Origin of the sequence: Phyllobacterium lublinensis, from assembly GCF_020164435.1 — a bacterium.
GTDB classification, from domain to species: domain Bacteria; phylum Pseudomonadota; class Alphaproteobacteria; order Rhizobiales; family Rhizobiaceae; genus Phyllobacterium; species Phyllobacterium lublinensis.
On sequence record NZ_JAIUDQ010000004.1, the window covers coordinates 36,656 to 59,114 of the forward strand.

At 56.1% G+C, this 22,459-nt stretch carries 21 protein-coding genes; 8 read left to right on the forward strand and 13 right to left on the reverse strand.

All coding sequences use genetic code 11. The features are described from left to right. Nucleotides 1-9 precede the first annotated feature (9 nt). Complete coding sequence (locus K9U38_RS06585) at nt 10-1,416, forward strand: sensor histidine kinase (protein WP_224493553.1); 1,407 nt, start codon at nt 10-12, stop codon at nt 1,414-1,416. Between the two features lie 12 nt (nt 1,417-1,428). Here K9U38_RS06585 and K9U38_RS06590 read toward each other — a convergent pair whose 3' ends face one another. Then, a complete protein-coding gene (locus K9U38_RS06590; RefSeq protein ID WP_224493554.1) occupies nt 1,429-1,650 on the reverse strand; it encodes a hypothetical protein in 222 nt (73 codons plus the stop codon). A gap of 176 nt (nt 1,651-1,826) precedes the next feature. Here K9U38_RS06590 and K9U38_RS06595 point away from each other — a divergent pair, with 176 nt between their 5' ends. Next, complete coding sequence (locus K9U38_RS06595; protein ID WP_224493555.1) at nt 1,827-3,293, forward strand: HWE histidine kinase domain-containing protein; 1,467 nt, start codon at nt 1,827-1,829, stop codon at nt 3,291-3,293. Between the two features lie 4 nt (nt 3,294-3,297). Here K9U38_RS06595 and K9U38_RS06600 read toward each other — a convergent pair whose 3' ends face one another. From K9U38_RS06600 to K9U38_RS06610, 3 genes are all read right to left on the reverse strand, one after another. Next, nucleotides 3,298-3,774, reverse strand: coding sequence for a hypothetical protein (locus K9U38_RS06600; RefSeq protein WP_224493556.1), 477 nt, complete (start codon nt 3,772-3,774; stop codon nt 3,298-3,300). Between the two features lies 1 nt (nt 3,775). After that, the gene (locus tag K9U38_RS06605) at nt 3,776-4,114 is read right to left on the reverse strand and encodes an ElaB/YgaM/YqjD family protein (RefSeq protein WP_224493557.1); all 339 of its coding nucleotides are present in this window, start codon (nt 4,112-4,114) and stop codon (nt 3,776-3,778) included. Nucleotides 4,115-4,361: 247 nt separating this feature from the next. After that, nucleotides 4,362-4,520, reverse strand: coding sequence for a DUF3309 family protein (locus K9U38_RS06610; RefSeq protein WP_224493558.1), 159 nt, complete (start codon nt 4,518-4,520; stop codon nt 4,362-4,364). 176 nt (nt 4,521-4,696) lie between these two features. Here K9U38_RS06610 and K9U38_RS06615 point away from each other — a divergent pair, with 176 nt between their 5' ends. From K9U38_RS06615 to K9U38_RS06625, 3 genes are all read left to right on the forward strand, one after another. Next, nucleotides 4,697-6,676, forward strand: a complete 1,980-nt coding sequence (locus tag K9U38_RS06615) for an AI-2E family transporter (RefSeq protein WP_224493559.1) — start codon at nt 4,697-4,699, stop codon at nt 6,674-6,676. A 260-nt stretch (nt 6,677-6,936) separates the two neighbouring features. After that, complete coding sequence (locus K9U38_RS06620) at nt 6,937-7,128, forward strand: CsbD family protein (protein ID WP_224493560.1); 192 nt, start codon at nt 6,937-6,939, stop codon at nt 7,126-7,128. A gap of 181 nt (nt 7,129-7,309) precedes the next feature. Next, complete coding sequence (locus K9U38_RS06625; RefSeq protein ID WP_224493561.1) at nt 7,310-7,552, forward strand: DUF768 domain-containing protein; 243 nt, start codon at nt 7,310-7,312, stop codon at nt 7,550-7,552. Between the two features lie 5 nt (nt 7,553-7,557). Here K9U38_RS06625 and K9U38_RS06630 read toward each other — a convergent pair whose 3' ends face one another. The 4 genes from K9U38_RS06630 to K9U38_RS06645 form a co-directional block, all read right to left on the reverse strand. Continuing rightward, nucleotides 7,558-10,809, reverse strand: coding sequence for an error-prone DNA polymerase (locus K9U38_RS06630; RefSeq protein ID WP_224493562.1), 3,252 nt, complete (start codon nt 10,807-10,809; stop codon nt 7,558-7,560). Then, nucleotides 10,806-12,362, reverse strand: coding sequence for a Y-family DNA polymerase (locus K9U38_RS06635; protein ID WP_224493563.1), 1,557 nt, complete (start codon nt 12,360-12,362; stop codon nt 10,806-10,808). Before K9U38_RS06635 ends, K9U38_RS06630 begins: the two co-directional genes overlap by 4 nt. Then, complete coding sequence (locus K9U38_RS06640; RefSeq protein WP_224493564.1) at nt 12,265-13,050, reverse strand: ImuA family protein; 786 nt, start codon at nt 13,048-13,050, stop codon at nt 12,265-12,267. The genes K9U38_RS06635 and K9U38_RS06640 overlap by 98 nt, the downstream gene beginning before the upstream one ends. Before the next feature lie 81 nt (nt 13,051-13,131). After that, nucleotides 13,132-13,560, reverse strand: a complete 429-nt coding sequence (locus tag K9U38_RS06645) for an Lrp/AsnC family transcriptional regulator (RefSeq protein WP_224493565.1) — start codon at nt 13,558-13,560, stop codon at nt 13,132-13,134. A gap of 120 nt (nt 13,561-13,680) precedes the next feature. Here K9U38_RS06645 and K9U38_RS06650 point away from each other — a divergent pair, with 120 nt between their 5' ends. Next, nucleotides 13,681-14,784 carry a saccharopine dehydrogenase family protein gene (locus tag K9U38_RS06650; protein ID WP_224493566.1) on the forward strand — a complete coding sequence of 368 codons (1,104 nt, stop codon included), beginning with the start codon at nt 13,681-13,683 and terminating at the stop codon, nt 14,782-14,784. Between the two features lie 60 nt (nt 14,785-14,844). Here the strand turns inward: K9U38_RS06650 and K9U38_RS06655 are convergent, their stop codons facing one another. The 3 genes from K9U38_RS06655 to K9U38_RS06665 all read right to left on the reverse strand — a co-directional run bounded on the left by K9U38_RS06655 (nt 14,845) and on the right by K9U38_RS06665 (nt 17,626). Beyond that, nucleotides 14,845-16,095: an aminopeptidase gene (locus tag K9U38_RS06655; protein ID WP_224493814.1), complete on the reverse strand. Its 1,251-nt coding sequence runs from the start codon at nt 16,093-16,095 to the stop codon at nt 14,845-14,847. A gap of 167 nt (nt 16,096-16,262) precedes the next feature. Next, complete coding sequence (locus tag K9U38_RS06660) at nt 16,263-17,108, reverse strand: SDR family NAD(P)-dependent oxidoreductase (RefSeq protein WP_224493567.1); 846 nt, start codon at nt 17,106-17,108, stop codon at nt 16,263-16,265. 86 nt (nt 17,109-17,194) lie between these two features. After that, complete coding sequence (locus K9U38_RS06665) at nt 17,195-17,626, reverse strand: hypothetical protein (RefSeq protein WP_224493568.1); 432 nt, start codon at nt 17,624-17,626, stop codon at nt 17,195-17,197. A gap of 257 nt (nt 17,627-17,883) precedes the next feature. Between K9U38_RS06665 and K9U38_RS06670 the strand changes: the two genes are divergently transcribed. Then, a complete protein-coding gene (locus K9U38_RS06670) occupies nt 17,884-18,174 on the forward strand; it encodes a DUF6074 family protein (RefSeq protein WP_224493569.1) in 291 nt (96 codons plus the stop codon). A 62-nt stretch (nt 18,175-18,236) separates the two neighbouring features. Here the strand turns inward: K9U38_RS06670 and K9U38_RS06675 are convergent, their stop codons facing one another. Further along, nucleotides 18,237-20,549, reverse strand: a complete 2,313-nt coding sequence (locus tag K9U38_RS06675) for a rhodanese-like domain-containing protein (RefSeq protein ID WP_224493570.1) — start codon at nt 20,547-20,549, stop codon at nt 18,237-18,239. A gap of 128 nt (nt 20,550-20,677) precedes the next feature. Next, entirely contained in the window at nt 20,678-21,340 is a 663-nt protein-coding gene (locus K9U38_RS06680) for a VOC family protein (RefSeq protein ID WP_224493571.1), read from the reverse strand. 302 nt (nt 21,341-21,642) lie between these two features. Between K9U38_RS06680 and K9U38_RS06685 the strand changes: the two genes are divergently transcribed. Then, nucleotides 21,643-22,440: a transporter gene (locus K9U38_RS06685; protein WP_224493572.1), complete on the forward strand. Its 798-nt coding sequence runs from the start codon at nt 21,643-21,645 to the stop codon at nt 22,438-22,440. The last annotated feature ends 19 nt before the right edge of the window (nt 22,441-22,459 follow it).

Consider the following 22,459-nt stretch of genomic DNA (forward strand, 5'->3'; position numbering starts at 1 on the left):
GAAGACTTTTTGCATTGGTGGCGCAAATTTGTTGGCGACGTTTCCCAACGGCCGCTCCGGGGCTTGGCGATTATCCTGTCGCTTGGTCTCATTATTGGTTCGGCGGCATCCACCATCATTCTTGCGCGCAGTTTCAACAAGCAGATCGACGATATCATCGCGACCTACAAGGTGCGCGAGCAGGTTTACAACACATTGACGCTCGTGAACGGAGCTCACAGCACGCAGCGCGGATACATCCTCACACAGCATACGGATTTTCTTGACCTTTACCGGAATGCCGCTGCTCGCCTTGATGAACATCTCAACACGCTTGCGGAAATGACGAGAGACAATGCCCGTCAGCAGGCGATGATCGCCCAAATCCGGAATCTGGTCAAAGATAAGCAGGCTAAGGTCGAGACAGCGATTTCATATGAGCTCACCGGCAAGCACGCTGAAGCGCTCGCTTCTCTTGGACCAAATTTCGGTATCGGGCAACTCGCCGAAATCACCAAGACCGTCAATGATTTTCTCGCCGAAGAAGATCGCAGACTGATCGGGCGAAACATCGCAATGAACAGCATGCGAAGCTGGCTCACGATTGCTTCATTGTCGTCGCTGGGCGGAGCGCTTATTCTGGCTTCGGTCCTTGTCAGCCGCACCAGGCGCTATGTTCGTGAGCTGGCGGAGGGGCGGTCGGCGCTGCTCTCCGAAAAATCAGTGCTGGAGGAAATGGTCCAGAGCCGGACGGCGGATCTGGAGCAGGCAATGCTCGTCGCCAAGCGCGAGCGGGCGCGTGTCGAAGCATTGCTGCAGGATTCGGATCACCGCATCGGCAACTCGCTTGCGACCGTTTCCTCACTGCTTGGCATCCAGATGCGCGATGTTTCCTCGGAGGAGATACGTGCGGCACTCGGCGCTGCACGGGACCGCATCCAGACGATCTCTTCCGCCCATCGGCGCTTGCGGCTAGGAGCGGATCACGAAACGATACGCGCCGATGAATACTTGCCGGATGTGATAGCGGATATCAAGGAAGCCAATGTCCATGATCGCGAGATCAGCATTCGTGCTGATCTTGCCCCGATCAATCTGAGCTCTCGAGACGCGACGACACTCGGCATCATTATCGGTGAACTTACCATGAATGCGATCAAGCATGCTTTTCCCGTGAAGAAGGCCGGCGAAATCAGTATTGCGCTCACGCGCGGAACTGACGGCGTCATTCAGCTGGAGATTGCGGACACCGGGGTAGGGCTGCAGAAAAAACGTCCCGGACACGCGTCAGGCCTCGGATCACTCATTGTGGATCAGCTTTGCCGGCAGTATGGCGGCTCAGCGCGCTATTCCGCAAATCCCGGCGGTGGAACGGTCGTAACCCTGGATTTCCCGTCACTGGCCGAGGTAGAGGCGCAGGACGGTGTGGAGGAATGAGCATGACAGATCTCAAAGGGTCGCCGCGCCGCTTTCGGGGCTGTTGGCGTTCAGCGTCTCAAGCGCAAGTTCAATATCGCGGAGCGTCCTCGTAACGCCATCTTCCGGGTCCATGCCGCCTTCCGTTGCCGCGCGTTGCAAACCTCGCGCCTCACTCAAGAGGTCATTGAGTTTGGAAATTTTCTCGTTCCTGCTCAAACTTTCGTTGGAAAGGATGTCTTGAGCATCTTGCATGGCGGCCTCCTCAGCTTGTTAAAATAGAAACGACGCCGCCGTTTAAATGTTCCCGGCAAGGAACAAAGCGGAAATGATGACGTTCATGGGTTAGGATGGTTTCGGTGTAATGGGTAAGACAGCTCGGTGAGAGATGTCGCGTCGGTATGAAAACAAGACATGTTTCGGAAAATACGGTGGAATATTTGTCAGGGGGGGCTCGTATCGATGTTCTTTCAGGGCTGAAGCAGCTCGAATTTCAGCAAGATGAAGGTTTGAACAATGTCGTCGAACTCGCCCTCTCCATGTCCGAGGCAGATGGCGCGCAGATATCCCTTGTCCATGAGGATCAAAGTCAGGTCCTGACACGTGCAGGATCCCTCGGCAACGCAAATATCTGGGTCATCGAAGCGTGCGCGCTTGTTGGTCCTGAGCGAAATTGCCTGATTGTACTCAATGCTGCCGAAGATGTCCGCTTTGCCACGATCGAAGCGGTGACCCATGCGCCAAACCTGCGGTTCGCAGCCTTGGCACCCATATGTGTTTCAGGGGAATGCGTTGGCGTTTTGAGTGTGATGTCGAACGCGCCGAGAGCTGATTTCGGGCAGGTGCAGCAGACCCAGTTGATGCAGCTGGCAAGGCTTGCTGGGTCATTACTGGAATTCAGGCGGGAATTGCGCACCGATGCCGATGTGATTTCGACATTCCACCGGGACGAGGATCAGAGCGCGATGGCGCTTGAAGTTGGCAATGTCGGCAGCTGGGTCTGGGATTTGCGCACGGGCAAGTTCTCCGGGAACCGCATGGCGTTTACCATGCTTGGACTGAGCCCAGATCAACAAATCAGCGGCGAAGACGTGTTTCGTGCGATGCATGCCGACGATTTTCCGGCAATGAGATCTGCTTTCGCCCGCGCGATTGCACACAACCAGGACTACGTGGGCGAATTTCGCGCTGCTTCCTCCGGCCAATGGCTTTTGGGCCGCGGTCGTATCTTCGAGCGGGACGCAAAGGGAAAGCCGGCGGTGGCCGTTGGTGTCAACATAGATATCACGGAAACAAAGAAGGCGGCTGAAAAGACAAGGCTCCTGTTGCGAGAGTTGAATCACCGGGTAAAAAACACCTTGGCGATGCTGCAATCGCTGGCACGGCAGACGCTCAATCGCACGTCAGATCCGGCAGAATTCATGGAGGCATTTTCCGGTCGCTTGCGGGCCATATCTGAAGCGCACACCTTGTTGTCCGACCGGGAGTGGAGCGGCATAGGCCTGATCGATCTGATTACAAAGCAGGTCGAACCCTACGCCGTGTTTGATCCCCGACAGGTTGAGCTTGCGGGTGAGGATATGGTTCTACCTCCGGATCACGCCCTGGGACTGGGTATTGCCCTGCATGAGCTTGCAACCAATGCAGCCAAACATGGCGCATTGTCCGTGGCGAGCGGGCATGTGCGGGTTTCCTGGCAGCTTGAACAGGGACTGGATGAATCGCGCGTGGTCATACACTGGATCGAGACTGGAGGGCCACGCGTCTCGCCGCCAGAGGTGCGGGGGCTGGGCGAAAGGTTGATCGAGCGAAGCCTGGACAAGGTTCTGTCGAGCAGTGTCAGGCTAAGCTATCCCAGAACAGGCGTCGAAGCCCTGATTTCAATGCCATTAAGCTGAGTGCTCAAATCCCGTCACCCGCTGATGGAGGTGAGGCCGTTCCACCAGATCGCCGCGTTCGCTTCTTTGTCAAAAGCGATAGGCCGCCAAATGCTACCACCGGTATGGCAAGCATGAGCAGAGCTCTCGAACGTAGCACCGCTGGCGCCGCCGCAAGTGCTGCTATGGTCAGGAGTGTGGATGTCTCAACCTTGGCGCGATCGCGCTGACGATTGCGCGCAACGGCTTCTGAGATCTTCATGATGACATAGGCAAGGATCGCCAAGCCAAAACCGCAGCCGGCAAGGGTCAATGAAGCGCGCATCTCGCCATATCGTTCGGCGAGCACGATATAAGCGGCTACCAGCAGGAAAAAGCAACCGATCGCCGCAAAGATGGCGATGATGGCCATGAACATTGCGCTGCGCTTGGCCCTCGCTATCGCTAGCCCGACCTCTCCGGCCGCCAGGCTGGTCAAAAACGGCGTCAATAATTTCAACATGTCAGCGACGGGCAATCAGTGCCAGAAGGAAGCCTACACCCGCGGCGACAGCAATGGTCGTCAACGGGTTCTCGCGAACGGATTGAGCGAGCTGGTCTTCGAGCTCACGGGCATGCAACCGAATGTCGTCCAGTGTCTCCTCGCCACGAACTTTTGCGGTTTCATAGGAACTGGCCGCACTCCGGGTTGCATCCCGCGCCGTATTTTTTCCGATCTTGGCAAGTGTTGCTGCGATGTTGGCAATGTCTTCCTTCAATGCCGCAACTTGAGCCTGCAAATCGGGATCGGTTTCGGATGCGTCGTCGACGATCTTGCGCACTTTTGAAGAAGCGGTGGCCATGGAGAACTCCTTGAGAAAAAAGGAATATATGTTGCCCGGTGACGGCACCGGTAATGATTTGTTCCACGTTGCAAAAGCATCTGCAAGTTGAACTTATAACTCTCGTCCACAAATTCTAGGACAGATATCCCAAGAGCCAGAGGATAAGGATTATCGGGAGAGGCAATCCGATGAGCCAAAGCAAAGCACCACGCATCATTTCTGAAAACTCCTTTTCAATTCACCCGGCTTGGGTGGCAGACAAACACTAAATACGTCCCATCAAGAGCAGGATCAGCAGCACGACAAGGACGATACCGAGCAGACCAGACGGACCGTAGCCCCAATTTCTCGCATGTGGCCAAGTCGGAAAGACGCCGATCAATGCCAGAATCAAGATTATGATCAGAATTGTCGTAAGGGGCATTTTTCTCTCCCATCAGGACCCAGTAGAGGCCAAACACGCAAACTGGTGATTTGGTTCCAATGACTTGAAGTGCGCGGGGAAGATTTGCAGAGTAGATGCAACCAAACGGAGCGGACTTCGTTCCTGTCCGGCTTCGATGGAGAAGGTATTCATGCATTCATTACCGGGGGACGTTCATGCCTTCTGAAAATACTGGAGGGAAGTCAACCCGCGCCGTTGAACGGGTCACCCAACGATCGATATATTCGCCGGCTTCTGTGGACGCGGACAGCGCCAATCAGTTCCCACCCGTGGTGGTTGCCATCGCCGTCGTGGCGGCACTCTATTTCGCGCGCGAGATATTTGTTCCCTTGGCGCTCGCCCTGCTGCTGACCTTTGCGTTGTCGCCATTGGTAACATCCCTGTACCGGTCCGGCGTTCCCAAAGTCGTCGCGGTGATCAGTGTGGTCGTGACCGCATTCCTGGTGATTTTCGTCTTCGTGAGCATTGTTGTGAGCCAGCTTACGGTGCTCGCCCAGAATCTGCCGAGCTATCAATACAATCTCGAAACCAAGATACACACGGTCAAGGAGGCGCAGTCGGGCAATAGCATCTTCGATCGTGCCGCGCGGATGTTCAAGCGGCTCAACGATGAAATTGGCCGCTCGGATGAAGTTGAGCGGTTTGCAACAGATGGCGATGCAGCGCAGAGCGCCGATCCGCAACGGCAACCACCGCAGAACATTGAAGCCCAGCGCGAACCCGCACCACCCTTGCGTGGGCAAGACCCGAACAAACCTGTCCCAGTGGAAATACGCTACCCACCCCCTGATCCTTTGAGTCTGCTGCAGACGTTCGCCGGACCGTTGATCCAGCCAATGGCGACAATCGGCATCGTCATCGTCGTGGTTATCTTCATGCTGATGCGGCGGGAAGATTTGCGTGATCGCTTCATCAGGCTGGTTGGCGCCAGTGATATCCACCGCACCACAACAGCATTGCACGATGCGGGCAAACGTGTCGGACAGTATCTCCTGATGCAACTTATCATCAACGTCAGTTTTGGCGTACCGATCGGTATAGGGCTCTGGTTCATCGGAATCCCCAACCCCATGCTGTGGGGGCTTCTGGCGATTGTGCTCCGGTTCGTACCCTATATTGGCCCGATCATTGCTGCCGCCTTTCCGCTTATCCTGTCGCTTGCGGTCGATCCGGGATGGATGCTGCTGGTCTGGACCGCGACGCTTTTCATCGTGCTCGAGCTGATAAGCAGTAACATCATGGAGCCGTTGCTTTACGGTTCGAAAACCGGTCTTTCACCCGTAGCGATCCTGATGGCGGCAATTGTCTGGACGTGGATCTGGGGACCGATCGGACTGATCCTGTCGACACCACTTACAGTGTGCCTTGTCGTCCTGGGTCGCCATGTGCCGAAGTTCGAGTTTCTTGATGTGCTCCTTGGAAACGAACCTGTGTTGCTGCCACCGCAACAGCTCTATCAAAGGCTCCTGTCAGGTGATCCCGATGAAGCGACGGAGAAGGCCGAGGAGTATCTGCAGTCCGCGACGATCATGGATTACTATTCTTCGGTTGCCATGCCAGCGCTCCTACTGGCTGAACATGACAGAAGCCGTGGCATTCTCGACGCAACGCGGCGAAACCGTGTTGCTCAGAGCATGATGTTGCTGGTGGAGAACCTGTCCGATCATCATGACGAGGTTGACGACGCTGAAGAGGATGAAACGGAGCCGGACAACAGCGACAACGCCAAGACCCCGGGTAAAAAGACAAAGACCGCAGGCCCGCAGAAGATTATCTCAGCTGGCGGGCGCGGCGATCTCGACGATGCGGCGGCCGTAATCGTGGGAGACTTGCTTGAGCGCCAGGATTTCGAGGTTGATGACATAACGCATGATGAACTCGAAGCGGCCAATATCAACAAGGTCGATTTCGCCGGCGTCAGCGCGATCTATGTAAGCTATCTCAACGCCTCGTCGATGGCGCATGCACGCTATCTCGTGCGCCGGATCAGGCGGCGCAATGGCCGGGTCAAGATCGTCGTTGGCTACTGGGCCGAGGATTCAGACAGGGTCGATGGCGATAAGATCGTAGGATCTACGCGCAACTGTCATTTTTCCACATCCATCGAGGCGGCAATCGAGCATGTTGGCGGGTGAAATGGACAAGGTCTGTATTTTGCAGAACGCAAGCTCGCTACTCGGAACCAAGACGAGTCTGTGACGTTTTCTTGTAGCTGATCGAAGCGTTGATCGGCAGCATAAGGCCCGGTGCCTGTTCCCCCGTGGGCACCGGGCTATTTGCGTACGGATCAATCAATTAGTTAATATTTTTCAACGAGTTAATCCAATCATGCGCGGAACAAAAATCCAAAGCTCATCGTTTATCCCGGGTAAGTGAATGTTCAGGGAGTCTATCGATGGGTAGCACAAGTGACAAAGTTTCCGGGATGGCAAACAAGGCAGCGGGCAATGTAAAGCAGGCAGCCGGCAAGGCGACTGGCTCGAAAAGGCTGGAAGCCGAAGGCAAGGTTCAGGAAATGAAGGGCGAGGCCCAACAGGCCAAAGGTAAGGCCAAGGATGCGGTGAAAAAGATCGTTGATAGGGCCTGAGACGCTAGTATTGGTGAAAAGCAGCCGGCGCTTCCATGGTCGGCTGCTATTTTTGTGACGTGCCATACCACTGGATATATGTCGGATATCGGCATATTCTTTGTTCCAGTAGGGCGATTTTCGCAACCTTCTCCCTTTCCGAAAGTTTTGTTCGGGAATTGGCAATGCCAAGGAGGAAAGCATGAGCCAAAGAGCGATCGACTTCGTGAATAATTGGATATCGGCAAATGTTGATGCCAGCCGCCCTGCGGATATGGCGCATCATGACCGCCGGCCGAAGCAATTGGCAGCCAAGTGCGCAGCGGATGCAGAAGCTGCAGGTATCTCGGTATCCGAGATCAAGGATGGACTAGGCGATCTGGAAATATGCATGATTACGGCTATCGACAGGGCCGCAATGGCCAAGGAGAGCAGGCGGGCCTGAGCCGTTCAGTGAAAATCCCTCGATTTAGGCAAAATACGAACCTTGCGCGGATGAGTGCCTCTTTGCTCGTCAGAAACAGGGTGGCGCACTTCATCACTGCGTGACACGGGCATTTCGGGACGCTGCTCGGAAAGACTGTAGAGATCTTCTGTGCGGTCGATAAGTTTCCCAGCCACGATGTGAACGACATTGTCGGCGCTTTGAACTGTCCCTTCTATCAAGATCAGGCGTGCCCCCATGACCTCCTTGCGATAGGCCTTCATCAGCTTCGGCCAGATAACGATATTGGCGATTCCGGTCTCATCTTCAATTGTCATGAAGACCACGCCACTTGCGCTGCCAGGTCTCTGGCGGACGGTGATGACTCCCGCAAGCTTTACCCGCGTATTGTTGGCCAAGCCATTGGCCTGCCTGCAGGTTACAACATTCTCTACGCTGAGCATGTTGCGCAGGAATTGCATCGGGTGGCCTTTCAGGGAGAAACGCGTGGATTCGTAGTCGGCAATCACATGTTCCGACAGTTTCATTCCAGGCAATCTGGTTTCTGCTTCGCGTGCAAGCTCATTGGCATCAGCGGCCTGGAAGAGAGGCAAAGTTTCGTTGTCAGGAAAACGGCGAACTGCCCAAAGCGCTTCGCGCCGATCGATGGCGAGCGAACGAAATGCATCGGCATCGGCAAGCAGGACAAAAGCACGTCTTCCGAGCCGAGTGAGACGGCGCAGCTCCTCAATGCCTGCATAACGATCCCCACGCCTTGTTCTGATTTCATCGGCCCAGGCCTTTGAAAAACCCTCTACTTGCCGAAATCCCAGCCTCAAAGCGAGCCGAGTTGCATCCACACGTTCAAGCGTATTGTCCCATTCACTGAAATTGACGTCGACGGGCCGCACTTTAACGCCATGATCCCGCGCATCACGGATGATCTGCGCCGGCGCATAGAAGCCCATCGGCTGGGAATTCAACAATGCCGCCGCAAAAGCTGCCGGGTGATAGCATTTGATCCAGGATGAAATGTAGACAAGAATGGCGAAACTGGCCGCGTGGCTTTCAGGAAAGCCATATTCACCAAACCCCTTTATCTGATTGAAACAATTTTCGGCAAACTTGCGCTCGTAACCACGGCGCACCATGCCTTCCACCATTTGCTCCTGCATGGTGTGGATCGTCCCGACATTACGAAAAGTCGCCATGGCCCGGCGAAGTTTATTGGCTTCATCAGGGGTAAATTTGGCCGCTTCAATGGCGATGCGCATTGCCTGTTCCTGAAACAGGGGGACGCCAAGGGTTTTTTCCAGGACATTACGCAATTCGTCCCTGTGACCCTTTTCGGGAGAAGGCGATGGATAATAGACCTTTTCAATCCCGTTGCGACGCCGCAGGTAGGGATGGACCATGTCTCCCTGAATGGGGCCCGGGCGGACAATGGCGACCTCAATCACCAGATCGTAAAAGCTCCTGGGCCGGAGCCGCGGCAGCATGTTCATCTGTGCGCGGCTTTCCACTTGGAAAACGCCGAGAGAGTCGGCCTTGCAGAGCATGTCATAGACTTGTTTGTCCTCCGCAGGGACAGTTGCCAATTCATACCGCTTGCCACCATGCAAATGGATCAGGTCGAAAGCCTTGCGAATGCAGGTCAACATGCCCAGCGACAGAACATCGACTTTCATGATGTTGAGTGCATCGATGTCGTCCTTGTTCCATTCGATGAAGGAGCGATCCGCCATTGCAGCGGGACCAATCGGTACCGTTTCATCAAGCCGCAATTTGGTCAGGACAAAACCACCGACATGCTGGGACAGGTGGCGCGGAAAGCCAATCAGTTCTGTCGCCAGTTTGACCGCACGGCGGATCATGACATTGTCCGGATCAAGCCCCGCCTGCCGAACCTCCTGTTTCTCAACCGCTGACCCCCAACTGCCCCAGACCGTATTGGCAAGTGCAGCAGTAATGTCTTCGGCCAGGCCCAAGGCCTTGCCTACATCACGAATAGCACTACGGGGACGATAACTGATGACAGTGGCAACGATGGCGGCCCGTTCCCGTGTGTAACGCCCATAGACATACTGCATCACCTCTTCTCGCCGCTCATGCTCGAAATCGACGTCGATATCCGGGGGTTCCTTGCGTTCGACCGAGAGAAAACGTTCGAACAGGAGATTGATCCTGACCGGGTCGACAGCTGTGATGCCTAGGCAGTAACAGACGGCAGAGTTCGCCGAAGAACCGCGCCCCTGGCACAGAATATCCTTCGAGCGGGCATAGGTGACAATGTCGTAGACTGTCAGGAAATAAGCCGCATACCGGAGCTGCCCAATCAAAGTAAGCTCTTTTTCCAGAAGCTTGCGCACCTCGTCCGGAATGCCCGCAGGATAACGCCTTGCAGCGCCTTTCCACGTCTCATCGATCAGGTGCTGTTGCGGTGACTTGCCTGGAGGGACAGGCTCGTCGGGATAATCATATTTCAGTTGATCGAGGGAAAAGCATATAGGCTCGACAAAGCGACGGGTTTCAAGAAGAGCTGCGGGAAAATTGCGGAACAGGCGCTCCATTTCATCGGGTGTTTTCAGATGCCGTTCCGCATTTTTTTCCAGCCTGCGTCCGGCGATATCGATGATGGTATGTTCACGGATGCAGGTGAGGACATCCTGCAGGGGGCGCCGGGAAGGGCTGTGATAGAGCACATCATTGAGCGCCAGCAGGGGAACGCCAGTTTCAGAAGCAATACGGGCAAGCCTTTCACCACGCCTCTGGTCTGCACCAATATGCGTCATGGCCATACCAAGCCAGACTGAGCCTGGTGCTGCCATGTTGAGTTTTTTGAGACATGAGACCAGCCTTTCATTCGGTTTGACAGGAGGCATGACGGCGATCTGAAAATCCTTGGCGCGGAAGAAGAAATCCTCAAACACCAGATGACATTCCCCCTTGATACCCGAACGTGTCTTGCCTTCGCTCAAGAGGCGGCAAAGCTGACCATAGGAGGCACGATCGCGCGGATAGACCAGAAGTTCTGGTGTGCCGTCGATGAAAGCCAGCCGGCAGCCTATGAAAAGCTTCAGCCCAAGCTCCAATTTTTCTGTTATTTCCTTATGCGCAGAATAGGCTCGCACCACGCCGGCAAGAGTGTTGCGGTCGGCTATGCCAAGGCCGGCAAGTCCGAGTATAGCGGCAGTCTTTACCAGCTCTTCCGGATGAGATGCGCCCTCCAGAAAGGAAAAATTACTGGTGACAGCAAGCTCGGTGTAATCCGGTTTCATGCAAAGAGACCATGCAGATACCAGCGGGGGTTAGGATTGCCGCGCTCATGCAATCCTTCCCGGAAAACCCAGAAGCGCTTTCCCGCAGAATCCTCAAGCCGGTAATAATCCCGGGTCAATGCGCCAGCATGTTCGCGCCACCATTCAGGGGCAATACGCTCCGGACCCTCGGCCATGACGATGGTGTGACGGACCTTTCGCCAGACAAACTGTGCAGGTGCGGCATCAGGTATTTCAAAAGTTGCATCGATACGTTCGGGAGGCTCAAACAACCGGATGGGGCGCTCCGGCGGGTTTTCACGAGCCTGCGCAGAATTCCATTCAACAGTATCAGCATGCCTTGCATGAGCGGCAGGTTCGAGCGAAACGGCGCGTTCGGGAATGTGTGTGTCAACCGGAACTGGCCGCAGGACGCGAGCATTACCGAGCCTTATAGAAAGCCGGTCGACAAGGGTATTGATTTCACCTGTTTCCTGCGCCCTGTTGTCGAGGCTTTCCTGTGTTGCCTGGGTCCTTTCGACACGTATAGCAGCCAGTCTGATAAGGTCGAAACCATAGCCCGCATCAAGGGGATCATTGAGGGTGGAGAGCCGCTCTTTCAGCAATCGCAAGAGCGTCTTCGTTTCTGTGACCGGCCGTCCAGTCTGAATGCTGATACGCCGCACATTTCCGTCTGCCCGAAAGAAACTGGCTTCGACTTCCCGTGCCCCTTCTACCTTTTGCTGCAAGCGCAGGAAAAGGTCCCTGGCCAGGGATTGCAGCACAAGCTCGACGGACTCCATGGCGATGAGTGGTTCGGCCATGCGGCGCTCAGCCATGCAGACCGGAATGATGCGGCGTGGCGAAATCGGCTCGTTTTGCCTGCCGAACATTGCATCGAGATTGTTGACGAGCCGGTTTCCAAAGCGGGCCGTGAGCGCTGCCCTGGGCAAAACATCCACATCACCAATACTGCGCAATCCGGCGCGCTTCAGGCCGGCAAGGTGGTTCTCTTCAATGGCAAGGCTGACGAGCGGGAGGGCATAAAGCCTGCGCTGCTGTTCCTGCCGGTTCACCACCCCGCCCTGCGAATGCCGGGCCAAGGCCCTGGCAGCTGCGGCATTCGATGCAAGAGCGCTTCTGACGATCATGCCATGCTGGTGCAGCCGTTTATGTATGTCTTTAACGAGAGAGGGTTCATCTCCAAAAAGATGGATGCACCCGGTCATATCGAGAATGAGGCCATGCGGCTCATCGAAGGCGACAAGCGGAGTGTAGCGGTCACACCAGTCGGCCAATCTTTCAAGCAGGGCTTTGTCTTTGCGTGGAGAAGCGAAAGCGATATCCAGATGGTCGAATTGGGCTCTCGCATCGGTCAGTGCAAGGCCCATGTGCAGACCTGCCTTTGCAGCCCTTTCATCGACGGCCGTCAATCGAAGGGCATTTGCAATCTTGTCCACGACAATCAGGTGCTGGTCAGTATGGCCGCGCTCGGGATTTTCGCGTTTGAGGCGATCGGTGGGCAGGTGTGGAAACCACAGCGCCAGAAACAGGGTGGAGCTGTCTGAAAACATGATGATCACTTTCCCATTGCAGGGTCCAATGCCCCGTCATGCCTTGCCTGTTGCGTATGAGGTTGGTGTCAAACACGGGATAGCCGGGTGCATTGGCACCGCTCGATTGCGATGGAGCAGAACGGATAAGCCAGCGTGTGACAGCAGCGTTTTCACCAGGGATGGCACCCAGCCGGAGAAGAAAGGCGGGTACATCTGTTTGTTGTGCCGTCAGCAGCAATTTGCGCGAAGCTGTCAGGTCAAGGCACTTCGGATTGCTCCAGGGTGCAATGATAACCGCGCCTGTGCCACGAATGCCGAGACAGTCGGATGCTGCCTTCAAGACATCCTGTGATGAGGCACAGCGTATTATAACCAGCCTTTGCGGATCGAAACCTATACTCTGCAGGCCGGGCGCATAGGGAAAACCGTGCTCCAGCGCGGTAAAATCCTCTTCCAGCCAAAGAATCGGGCTATGATCAGCCGATGCTCTAAGCGCCAGGGCAATGACGAATCCTGTTGCCGCTCCTGCATCTCCAGCTTCGTCGGCGAAGATTTCATGCACTGCTCCACGCTGCATACCTTCGCGAAAAACACGATCAACAGCTTCGTCGCCGAAGTCAAAGGCAGATCGCTGCGACGCTTGCGCATTCTTCTCACTGATTGACGCGATATCGCGCCGCAACGCCGCAAGATCGACGATTGTCACTACGGTAGCCCTTCAATGTTCATGATATGTTCTATTATGGAATCCATTCAGAGGAAGAGTCAAGCAGACTGTTCAAGGTGTCTAACGGTCGATACGTGTGGAAAGGATGATTGACGACATGGTGCGCTCGACACCCTCCAGTGCCCCGATCTCATCCAGCAATTTGTCCAGTTCCTGGATGGATGGTGCCTCGACGATGACGATCATGTCGAACTGGCCGCTGACCGAATGCAAGGTTCTGACCCAAGCGATTTTTCGCAAGGTCGTTTCGACCTTCGTCGCCAGCTTCGGCAAGGCGGTCACAAGCACATGCGCCCGGACGAGATTCTTCTCATATTCGGGTGACAGCTGGACGCTGTATCCTCGGATCACGCCGCGTTTTTCCAGCCGCTCGATGCGGCTTTGCACTGTCGTGCGGGAGAGGCCGAGCTTGCGGGCAAGGTCAGCCGTCGAGGCTCTGGCGTCCTCGCGAAGCAGCGACAACAGGGAGTGATCAGCGTCGGTCAGCATAATGACAAATCCATTCGGCGTATTGTCTAATATAGCGCGTAATATCGTCAGATTACACACTTCATTTTGCCGAGCAATCTGCGAAATTCTTATAAGTTTTTTATATCCATGGGGATTCATATGAAAGAGATAGTTGTTGTTGGCGCGGGCAAAATAGGTGGGACCATCGCCAACCTCCTCGCCGGAACCGGAGATTATCGCGTAACCGTCGTTGACCGGTCGCAGCCTCAGCTCGATGCGCTGGATGTTTCGCCACTCGTTGGAACAATGCAGATCGAAATTGCCGAAGCTGGCGCACTTGAGCGTGTCCTAGACGGAAAGTTTGCCGTCCTCAGTGCAGCGCCATTCCATCTGACCACGCGTATTGCCGAGGCTGCCGCCAAATCCAGCGTGCACTATCTCGACCTGACCGAAGACGTCGCAAGCACGCGCGTCGTCAAGCAGCTTTCGGCAAATGCGACAACCACCTTCATTCCCCAGTGCGGCCTTGCGCCAGGGTTCATCTCCATCGTTGCCAATGATCTCGCCAAACGTTTCGATTCGCTTGAAAGCGTTCGCATGCGGGTCGGCGCACTGCCCCAGTACCCGTCTAACGCGCTCAACTACAATCTGACGTGGAGCACGGACGGCGTCATCAACGAGTATTGCGAGCCCTGTGAAGCCATTGTCGACGGCGAATTGACCGAAGTGCCGCCATTGGAGGAACGCGAGGAGTTTTCCCTCGACGGCGTCACCTACGAAGCCTTCAATACATCCGGCGGTCTCGGCACATTGTGTGAGACATTGCTTGGCAAGGTACGCACGCTCAATTACCGCACCATCCGCTATCCAGGCCATGCCGCCATCATGAAGGCACTGCTCAATGATCTTGGCCTGCGCGACCGCCGCGATGTGTTCAAGGACATTCTTGAGAACGCGTTGCCGTCCACACTCCAGGACGTCGTCGTCATTTTCGTTACTGTCAGTGGTCGCAAGAAGGGCCGTCTGCTGCAGGAAACCTATGCCAACAAGGTCTATAGCGGCCACATCGGTTCTCAGCTCTACAGCGGCATCCAGATCACCACGGCATCTGCCATATGTGCTGTGCTTGACATGCTGGCCAAGGGCGACCTGCCGCAGCAGGGCTTCATCAAGCAGGAAGACATCGCGCTCGATGCGTTCCTCGCCAACCGCTTCGGCAAGGCCTATGCCCAGGCAGAATCAGCCGGGCGCCTCGTCGCCTGATCACTGCTACAACAAAAATCGCCACTGTTCGCAGTGGCGATTTTTTATGCCGTTTTGCGCCTAGACCCATTCTCCCTTGCGCAGCACAGGGACGACCGAGCCATCCTTGTCTATGCCGTCGACGTCGATCTCGCCTGAACCGATCATCCAGTCGATATGAATGAGGCTCTTGTTGCCGCCGCGCGCCGTGATTTCATCGGGCGAAAGCTCGCCTCCATTGATGAAGCATTGCGAATAGCACTGGCCGAGCGCGATATGGCTGGCGGCGTTTTCATCAAAGAGCGTATTGAAGAACAAGAGACCCGAGGCTGATATGGGCGACGAATGCGGGACAAGCGCAACTTCGCCAAGCCGCCGCGCACCCTCGTCCGTACCAAGAATCTTGTTGAAAACTTCCTCGCCACGCGTCGCCTTGGCTTCGACGATCCTGCCGCGTTCGAAACGCACGCGGATGTTTTCGATGAGCGTACCCTGATGCGAGAGCGGTTTGGTGCTTGATACATGGCCATCGACGCGCAGGGCATGCGGTGTGGTGAATACCTCTTCGGTCGGGATATTCGGGTTGCAGGTGATGCCATTCTTGGCAACTGAAGCACCGCCATGCCATTCATGCTCATCGGCAAGGCCGACCGTGAGATCCGTACCCGGTCCCTTGAAATGCAACGCGGAGAATGTCCGGGCATTAAGCCATCCCGTGCGCTTGCGCAGTGCAGCATTGTGATCGCGCCAGGCGGCGACGGGATCGTCAACGTCCACACGCGAAGCTGCAAAGATCGCGTCGGCAAGCATGGTAATCGCCACATCCGGATCCTGATCGGGAAACACCTGCTTTGCCCATGAGGGATTGGGATAGGAAATGATATTCCAGTTGATATCGAAACCCGCTATCTTTGCCAGCGCGGGTTGATAGGCGCGCGATTGCGCCTTGTTGGCACGTGCGACCTTTTCAGGGTCCTCCGAAGAAAGCAGCATCGGGTTGTCACCGGCGACGGCGAGTCGTGCAGTGTTATCGGAGAAAGCCTTCGCCATGCCCTCATAGAGCCAGCCGGCAGAACGGTCGAAGCTATCGTCCGGCGCATTGCGATAGCGCATGAGCGTCGCTTCCTCGTCGTTGTAGAGCGACGTCACCAATCCCGCGCCGGCCTTGTAGGCATGTTCCGTTATGCGGCGCACCAGGGGCAATGCTGCAATTGGGGCTGTGATCAGGAGATCCTGCCCGGGCTGAAGCTGCAGGCCGATCTTGATCGCAACTTCCGCGAGACGGTCGAGCTTGACGGGATCAACGGAGGGAATCTTGGGTGATGAGGTCATTGCAAATCCATGCTGCTCGATGAAGGTCATGGCAACATAAAGCCGGACCATCCGCGATATCAAGCCGACTTGGGGAATTGCTCGATCAATCCCTGTGCCGGCACCAGGAATGTATGCGGCGGTGGCTGGCGCGTCAGGTGGAACCCGCCGACCTGCGACATCGACCATCAATCACTACGCTTGAGAAACTCCGCGAACTCGCCTTGATAGTCCGGATGCCAGCGGGACAAAGCGGGTCGGTTCTTGATGATGTCATTGACAGCCCAGAGTATCCGCCGTTCATCGATGGAGCGGGAAACATCATTATCGGGGCAGAGGATATAAAAATCGCCGGCTGACACTCGCTCAAGCATGAAATCGACTGTTTCTTCCGGCGTCCATGCGCCTGCCGGCTTCTCGACCCGGTTGCCGGCCACAAGAGGCGTGTATACGAAGCCGGGAATGAAAAGGTGGGCCGTTACGTGACAGTTGCTCGTGTTACGTAACTCGTGCTGAAGCGCTTCGGTAAAGGTCTTCATGCCGGACTTCGAGACATTATATGCCGGATCGCCCGGCGGCGTCGTAATGCCCTGTTTTGAACCGGTGTTGATGATGAGCCCGGGCCGCTGCCTTTCTATCATACTTGGCCCGAATACCTGGCAGCCGCGTATCACGCCAAACAGATTGACGGCAATGATCTGATCCCATCGGCTGGTATCGAATATGCTGCTGCCGGGCTGAATGCCGGCATTGTTCATGAGGATGTCTATGCCGCCAAATTTCTGCTCCACTGTCGCCTGCAGTCGCTGCAAATCATCGAATTTTGTGACGTCCGTCTCAACTGCGATGACGTTCTCTCCATCGGACTGTTGCGCCACGAGAGCATGTGCCGCATGAAGTTTGTCTTTGCCGAGATCAGCAATGGCAACCTTCAAACCCATCGAGGCAAAACGGGTGGCCGCGGCCAGGCCGATGCCCGATGCACCTCCCGTGACAACAGCTACATTGGATGCCGAGAAAGCCGGATGCGCCATGGTGAATGTCCTCGTGCTTGTTGGACTGTTCGATAGGGCTGTACCGTCAGCCTAGCAGAAGTTGGAAACAGAAGTAAAACGCGGAGCTAGCCGAAGTTCGGGACGCGTATGTAGTGGGCCAGTGGAACCAGCTGCTCCCTGACCTCGCGGTTTTCCGGTTTCTTCGCTGCTGCCAAAGCTTCCTTTTGCAGGCGCGCTTCGAGGATTTCGTTCTCCGAACTTTCCCCCATGCAAAGAGCCTGCAAAAGGATCATGCGCGCAGCATCAGCAACGCCGGAGCGATTTTCATTAAGGGCAATGTCGAGGATGACCCGGCGAAAATCCGTCAATTCTATCGGCTTGGCTGTTACGTGACGCTCCCTGCGGGCATTTTCCGCGTCCACAAGAGCATAGAGCTTCTCACGGAGGTCCGCGCCCACGTTTTCGTATTGCGTGCCCAGATCCGGCGCAACTGCGGCAAGCTTCAGCTTCTGCCGTTCGCGGTGCCGCCGCTGCCTCTCTGCATTGCTGAGTGCCATATCTCTTGTCTGCGCCGTAACGAATGCGAATCACTTTACCCTACTGTGATAGGCATGCGTGCCGTAACCGGCAACATTATGGTGCCGTTACGCACAATCTGTTTGCGCTCTCTTGTTGCAGCGGGAACGTTACGTAACCGGCTGGCCGTGGTGTCGCGGCTTCCCAAAGACGTGTCGAAACAAATTGTTAGGACAATTCCCGCTATCGTCAGGCGAATCAATTACACGCAAGTCCTGCCGGACTGGGAAAAACGAGCATGTTCGAATCCACAACCCTGACACCATGCCATGTCATTCCATTCCCTCTCACGCGACGGGTGGCAAAGGTCCGCGACGTAGCGGCCCGGATCATGGAAAAGGCCACCGACCGGCAAGCGGGCGCCTATCGCAATCAGGTCGCAGAAACATTGTTCAGATACTTGGACAAGATTGGTGTTCCTGAGGATGAGCAGGATGAGCAAGTCGGCGCCTTCTTCACGGCGGTCGAACTGGAACTGTCGCGTCTCTATGACCAGCAGGATGTCAGCGGCGAAACATCATCCTATTGATTTGCATCCGGTCTGTGGCGCAGGTGACACGGGCGTGGGCGAGTTTCATCTTCATTCTGGTCTCATTTCGAGGAACGCGACTCCATTGGATACTTTGCGTCCACCCACGCGGAGACGCCGTCGGCGAAATATGAGACATTGGAATAGCCCCATGCCGAGGCTTTGGCCGAAGCGAATGCAGCATCCGCACAATATTTCCCCTGACAAACGATGACGATGTTGTCGTCTTTCCGAGCCGCAACGGACAGTGTCTCGCTCGAAAGGACATTCCCCGCCGGCAGACTGATGGCTCCTTGAATGTGCGAGCGATTGAACATGACCGTGCTGCGGACATCAATGAACCTTGCACCTTCGCCGTGCAGCCGCTTGGCGACGGCCACAGATATTTTTGGCACGTCCTTGACGGTGAATTCGCCGTTCGCCCTGCTGACTGCGCGCGCATAGGTTTCGTAAGGAATATCGGTTCCGGCACCCTCCGGCACTCCTGCTTTTCGTAGGCCATCGAGCAGCCTGTCGCGGCTGGCCGGATTGTAATCGTACATGTTGTCATACCATCGCCACGCGATTGCCTGGACAGTCAGCGGACCGCGACCGGCCGGCAGGGCGATGCCGTTGAATTTGGCGACGTTGAGAGGGACGCCGTCCGAGCGATTCAGATGACCCAGCCCGGATGTCAGTGTCGCGTAGTCATCGGCGACATTCCATTGCAAGGTGGTCAGAAATTTCAAAGTATCGACGGCATCTTGATACCGCTCCTGATGGAAGAGCGAGATTGCAAGGGCCCGAAGGTATTCCGGCGGATATTTGGGATCGAGCCGCATCGCCAGACGCACTTCCTGTTCCGCCTCTTGGGCGCGACCCGTCGCGTTAAGATAGCGTGCTTTGCGGATGTGATTCTCGGGGTCGTTCGGATCAAGCGCGAGCGCGCGGTTGATCGCAATAAGCGCCTGATCATAGCCGCCATGCGCGGCCAGAAGTTCCGACGATATCGCGTAAGCAAGTGGATACTGGTACAGCATCGCCATGGGTAAACTCTGATCGACGCGAAGCATGGCCTTCCGGAAGGCCAGATTCTCTGAGTCCCAGCAACTCAATGCCATTCGCCAATTGGCCGCGGCCAACACTGCGTGAGCACGACTGTAATAGGGATCCAGGCCAACAGATTTCTCGAAAAGGGCAATGGCTTTCAGGGTCTCGGCATCCGTATTGACGCGATAGTGGCCTAGACCCTGCAACAGGACTTCATAGGCTTCCGGGGTGGTCTCGATCAATTCTGGTTCAGCTGGCGGTGTCAGGTCCACTCGCAAGGTCGAGGCGATTTCTCCGACGATCTTGGCCTGAAGCGCAAAACATTGATCCAGCCTGCCATCGTAATGCCGGTTCCACACCGTTTGGTTCCTGACTGCATCGCTGAGCTGCACCTCGATGCGTACAAGTTCGCCCTCGTGCCGGAAGGTACCTTCCAGGACATAACGCACCCCCATGCCTTCGGCGACCTCCTGCACCTTTGCAGGTCTCCCCTTGTACGTGAATGCCGAATGCCGGGCGACCACGAAAAGCCCGGGCAGCTTCGAAAGATCTGTAATGAGATCTTCGGTGAAGCCGTCGGCGAGATAGGACTCCCCCGAGCCCGGGCCAATGTCGTGGAAGGGAATCACTGCGATCGAGGGCTGTTTGGGAAGTGGGAACTTCATGCGTGCAATGATCGCTGTCTCGGCGCTCGTTTCGCGCGGCCAAAACCAGATCGCCGAACCAGCCGATGCTACAGCGAACAGGATCACCGCCGCGATCACACCCCACATGCGCCATCGCCGTGCGAATCTTTTACGCCCTCCCGCCCGCTCGCCATCAAATCTGACGCGATAGGTGCGCACCGGTCTTTCGATGTTTTTGACATGGCGCTCGCCAACGAATTCCAGAGGGAGTTCGAATCGTCCCGGCAGCTGGTCATATGCGGTACCGGACACAAAAAGCCCTCCGGGTGCGCAAAGTTGCTCCAGCCGGGCAGCTACATTCACACCATCGCCGAGAATATCGTCGCCTTCAACAACGACATCTCCGAGGTTAACGCCCATACGAAACACGATCCGCTTGTCGGGGTCCGTCGACGCCTGGTGGGCCATCACACCCCTTTGCAGAGCGACCGCACAGGTGACGGCGTCCACGACGGAGCCGAACGCAATGATGGCTCCATCGCCCATCAGCTTGACGATTCGTCCGTGGTACTCGGCCAGCAATGGATCTGTAACGTTGGATCGTAGTGATCGTATCGCTGCGAGCGTTCCGGCTTCGTCAGCCTCAATAAGTCTCGAATAGCCTACGATGTCGGCGGCGAGAATCGCAACCAGACGACGTTCGGCATGATCCGCTCCCATTGCACCCTCTCCAACGAGATCAAAACCTCGCTACTGGGCCCTTCGGTCGAGGGAACTACCCGCCTCTTATCTTCGCAAGTCTACTCTCCTTTCCGTCCGTTCGCGAGTGGGAGCGACTACTCCGCGGCCTATTTCGGCAGTTCCTGTCCTGCCTGTTCCTTGACGATGTATTCGGCATACCAATCAGGCCAGCCTTCGTCGTGCTGCCCCGTGAGTTTCTCATGTTCGCCATGCGCAGCGGCGGCCCGGCGGAGCGCTGCGGCCAGATCAGCCGATGAGCCGAATGTGGTATCGCCCTCGACGCGTCCGGGCAGGCGCGTGGTGATTTCCTGGAAGAGCCAGCCATTGCCATCCGGGTCGGTGAATGAGGCGAACGAGCGGTAGCTGGCGCGCTCGCGGTCTGGACCAGCAACGCGGACCTGCCCAAACAGATAGGGCTCGTCGGGGCCCTTATAAGAATCGCCTTCAGGATGAAAGATATCGCTGACCTTGACGCCGCGTGCGCGCAACGCTGCGCAGGCCGCCTCGATATCCGATACGATCAGGTACAGTCCTTGTGCAGAGCCAGGAGACGCAGCGGTGACGTGCGTACCGAAGATGACCGAGCAACCGGAGCCTGGCGGTGTGAACTGGATGACGCGGTAACCGTCATTGCCAGCGAAATCGGCGTCGAGGCGCCATCCGAGGCTGGCATAGAAGGCCTTAGCGCGATCGGGATCAGCGACAGGAATAACCACGATCTCAAACTTCATGTCACCGGTACGCGTTCCAGGTTTCTCTTCCGTCATCATGATGTCTCCTCCTTGGTTTGGTTGTGGGCGGGATGGCGCTACAGCGCCTTGCATGTATCTGCTCGACCTTGATGACACAGCGGATTGAGTACCACTGAGTTGCAGGGAATGGCTCCGGCCGTGTTCGGTCGAAGTGCCTGCAAAATCGAGTATATCAGATCGCTCAGTGCTTGCCCTGCACAACGGCACAACCAAGGACTTATTACTCGGCTCGAGGCCTTACAGGTTTCCGTCCGCGCTTTCATGGTGCGGCCTGGCAAATAATGTTACGATAATCCGGGGAATCAGAGAGGGATATGGTCATGAATTGGCATTCGATCCCGGTCGCTGCAGCCACACTGCTGCTGTTGAATTGTGGCGCTTCGGCACAGGAATCGCCTGAGGAACTTGCCAAGAAGCTCTCAAATCCAATCGCCTCATTGATCAGCGTGCCGTTCCAGGGGAACTACGACAATGGATATGGCCCCGACGACGGCGATAAATATTATGTCAATGTCCAACCCGTCATTCCATTTACGCTGAACGAGAACTGGAACGTCATTTCACGAACAATCCTGCCGATCGCCTGGCAGAATGATATTGCGGGGCCATCCGGCGATCAGTTTGGTCTGGGCGACACCACGCAGAGCTTCTTCTTCTCTCCGAAGCAGCCGGCAGGTGGTATCATCTGGGGTGCCGGTCCGGTGTTCCTGTTGCCCACCGCGACTGACGATCTGCTGGGCGGCGACAAGTGGGGAGCGGGGCCGACGGCAGTCGTTCTCAAGCAGGATGGACCCTGGACCGTGGGCGCGCTGACGAACCATGTCTGGTCATTCGCTGGTGAGGGTGATCGCAACGACATCAGTTCGACGTTCCTGCAACCCTTCGTTTCTTACACGACCAAGAATGCGTGGACATTCACGCTCAACACCGAGTCGACCTACGATTGGGAGGGTGAGGCATGGTCCGTGCCCATCAATTTCACGGTGGCAAAACTCGTGAAGATCGACAAGCAGCCAATCAGCCTCACCGCCGGAGTTCGTTACTGGGCAGAGAGCCCTGACAACGGGCCTGATGGCTTCGGTGCGCGGCTGGCCATTACGTTCCTGTTTCCGAAGTAATCCGTTTGTGCCTTTGGCG

What these genes read in the sequence shown, in the direction of transcription:
- K9U38_RS06590 (WP_224493554.1), bottom strand. Translation starts at nt 1,650, where the DNA reads ATGCAAGATGCTCAAGACATCCTTTCCAACGAAAGTTTGAGCAGGAAC.
- K9U38_RS06600 (WP_224493556.1), bottom strand. Translation starts at nt 3,774, where the DNA reads ATGTTGAAATTATTGACGCCGTTTTTGACCAGCCTGGCGGCCGGAGAG.
- K9U38_RS06605 (WP_224493557.1), bottom strand. Translation starts at nt 4,114, where the DNA reads ATGGCCACCGCTTCTTCAAAAGTGCGCAAGATCGTCGACGACGCATCC.
- K9U38_RS06610 (WP_224493558.1), bottom strand. Translation starts at nt 4,520, where the DNA reads ATGCCCCTTACGACAATTCTGATCATAATCTTGATTCTGGCATTGATC.
- K9U38_RS06615 (WP_224493559.1), top strand. Translation starts at nt 4,697, where the DNA reads ATGCCTTCTGAAAATACTGGAGGGAAGTCAACCCGCGCCGTTGAACGG.
- K9U38_RS06620 (WP_224493560.1), top strand. Translation starts at nt 6,937, where the DNA reads ATGGGTAGCACAAGTGACAAAGTTTCCGGGATGGCAAACAAGGCAGCG.
- K9U38_RS06625 (WP_224493561.1), top strand. Translation starts at nt 7,310, where the DNA reads ATGAGCCAAAGAGCGATCGACTTCGTGAATAATTGGATATCGGCAAAT.
- K9U38_RS06630 (WP_224493562.1), bottom strand. Translation starts at nt 10,809, where the DNA reads ATGAAACCGGATTACACCGAGCTTGCTGTCACCAGTAATTTTTCCTTT.
- K9U38_RS06635 (WP_224493563.1), bottom strand. Translation starts at nt 12,362, where the DNA reads ATGTTTTCAGACAGCTCCACCCTGTTTCTGGCGCTGTGGTTTCCACAC.
- K9U38_RS06645 (WP_224493565.1), bottom strand. Translation starts at nt 13,560, where the DNA reads ATGCTGACCGACGCTGATCACTCCCTGTTGTCGCTGCTTCGCGAGGAC.
- K9U38_RS06650 (WP_224493566.1), top strand. Translation starts at nt 13,681, where the DNA reads ATGAAAGAGATAGTTGTTGTTGGCGCGGGCAAAATAGGTGGGACCATC.
- K9U38_RS06655 (WP_224493814.1), bottom strand. Translation starts at nt 16,095, where the DNA reads ATGACCTCATCACCCAAGATTCCCTCCGTTGATCCCGTCAAGCTCGAC.
- K9U38_RS06660 (WP_224493567.1), bottom strand. Translation starts at nt 17,108, where the DNA reads ATGGCGCATCCGGCTTTCTCGGCATCCAATGTAGCTGTTGTCACGGGA.
- K9U38_RS06665 (WP_224493568.1), bottom strand. Translation starts at nt 17,626, where the DNA reads ATGGCACTCAGCAATGCAGAGAGGCAGCGGCGGCACCGCGAACGGCAG.
- K9U38_RS06670 (WP_224493569.1), top strand. Translation starts at nt 17,884, where the DNA reads ATGTTCGAATCCACAACCCTGACACCATGCCATGTCATTCCATTCCCT.
- K9U38_RS06675 (WP_224493570.1), bottom strand. Translation starts at nt 20,549, where the DNA reads ATGGGAGCGGATCATGCCGAACGTCGTCTGGTTGCGATTCTCGCCGCC.
- K9U38_RS06680 (WP_224493571.1), bottom strand. Translation starts at nt 21,340, where the DNA reads ATGATGACGGAAGAGAAACCTGGAACGCGTACCGGTGACATGAAGTTT.
- K9U38_RS06685 (WP_224493572.1), top strand. Translation starts at nt 21,643, where the DNA reads ATGAATTGGCATTCGATCCCGGTCGCTGCAGCCACACTGCTGCTGTTG.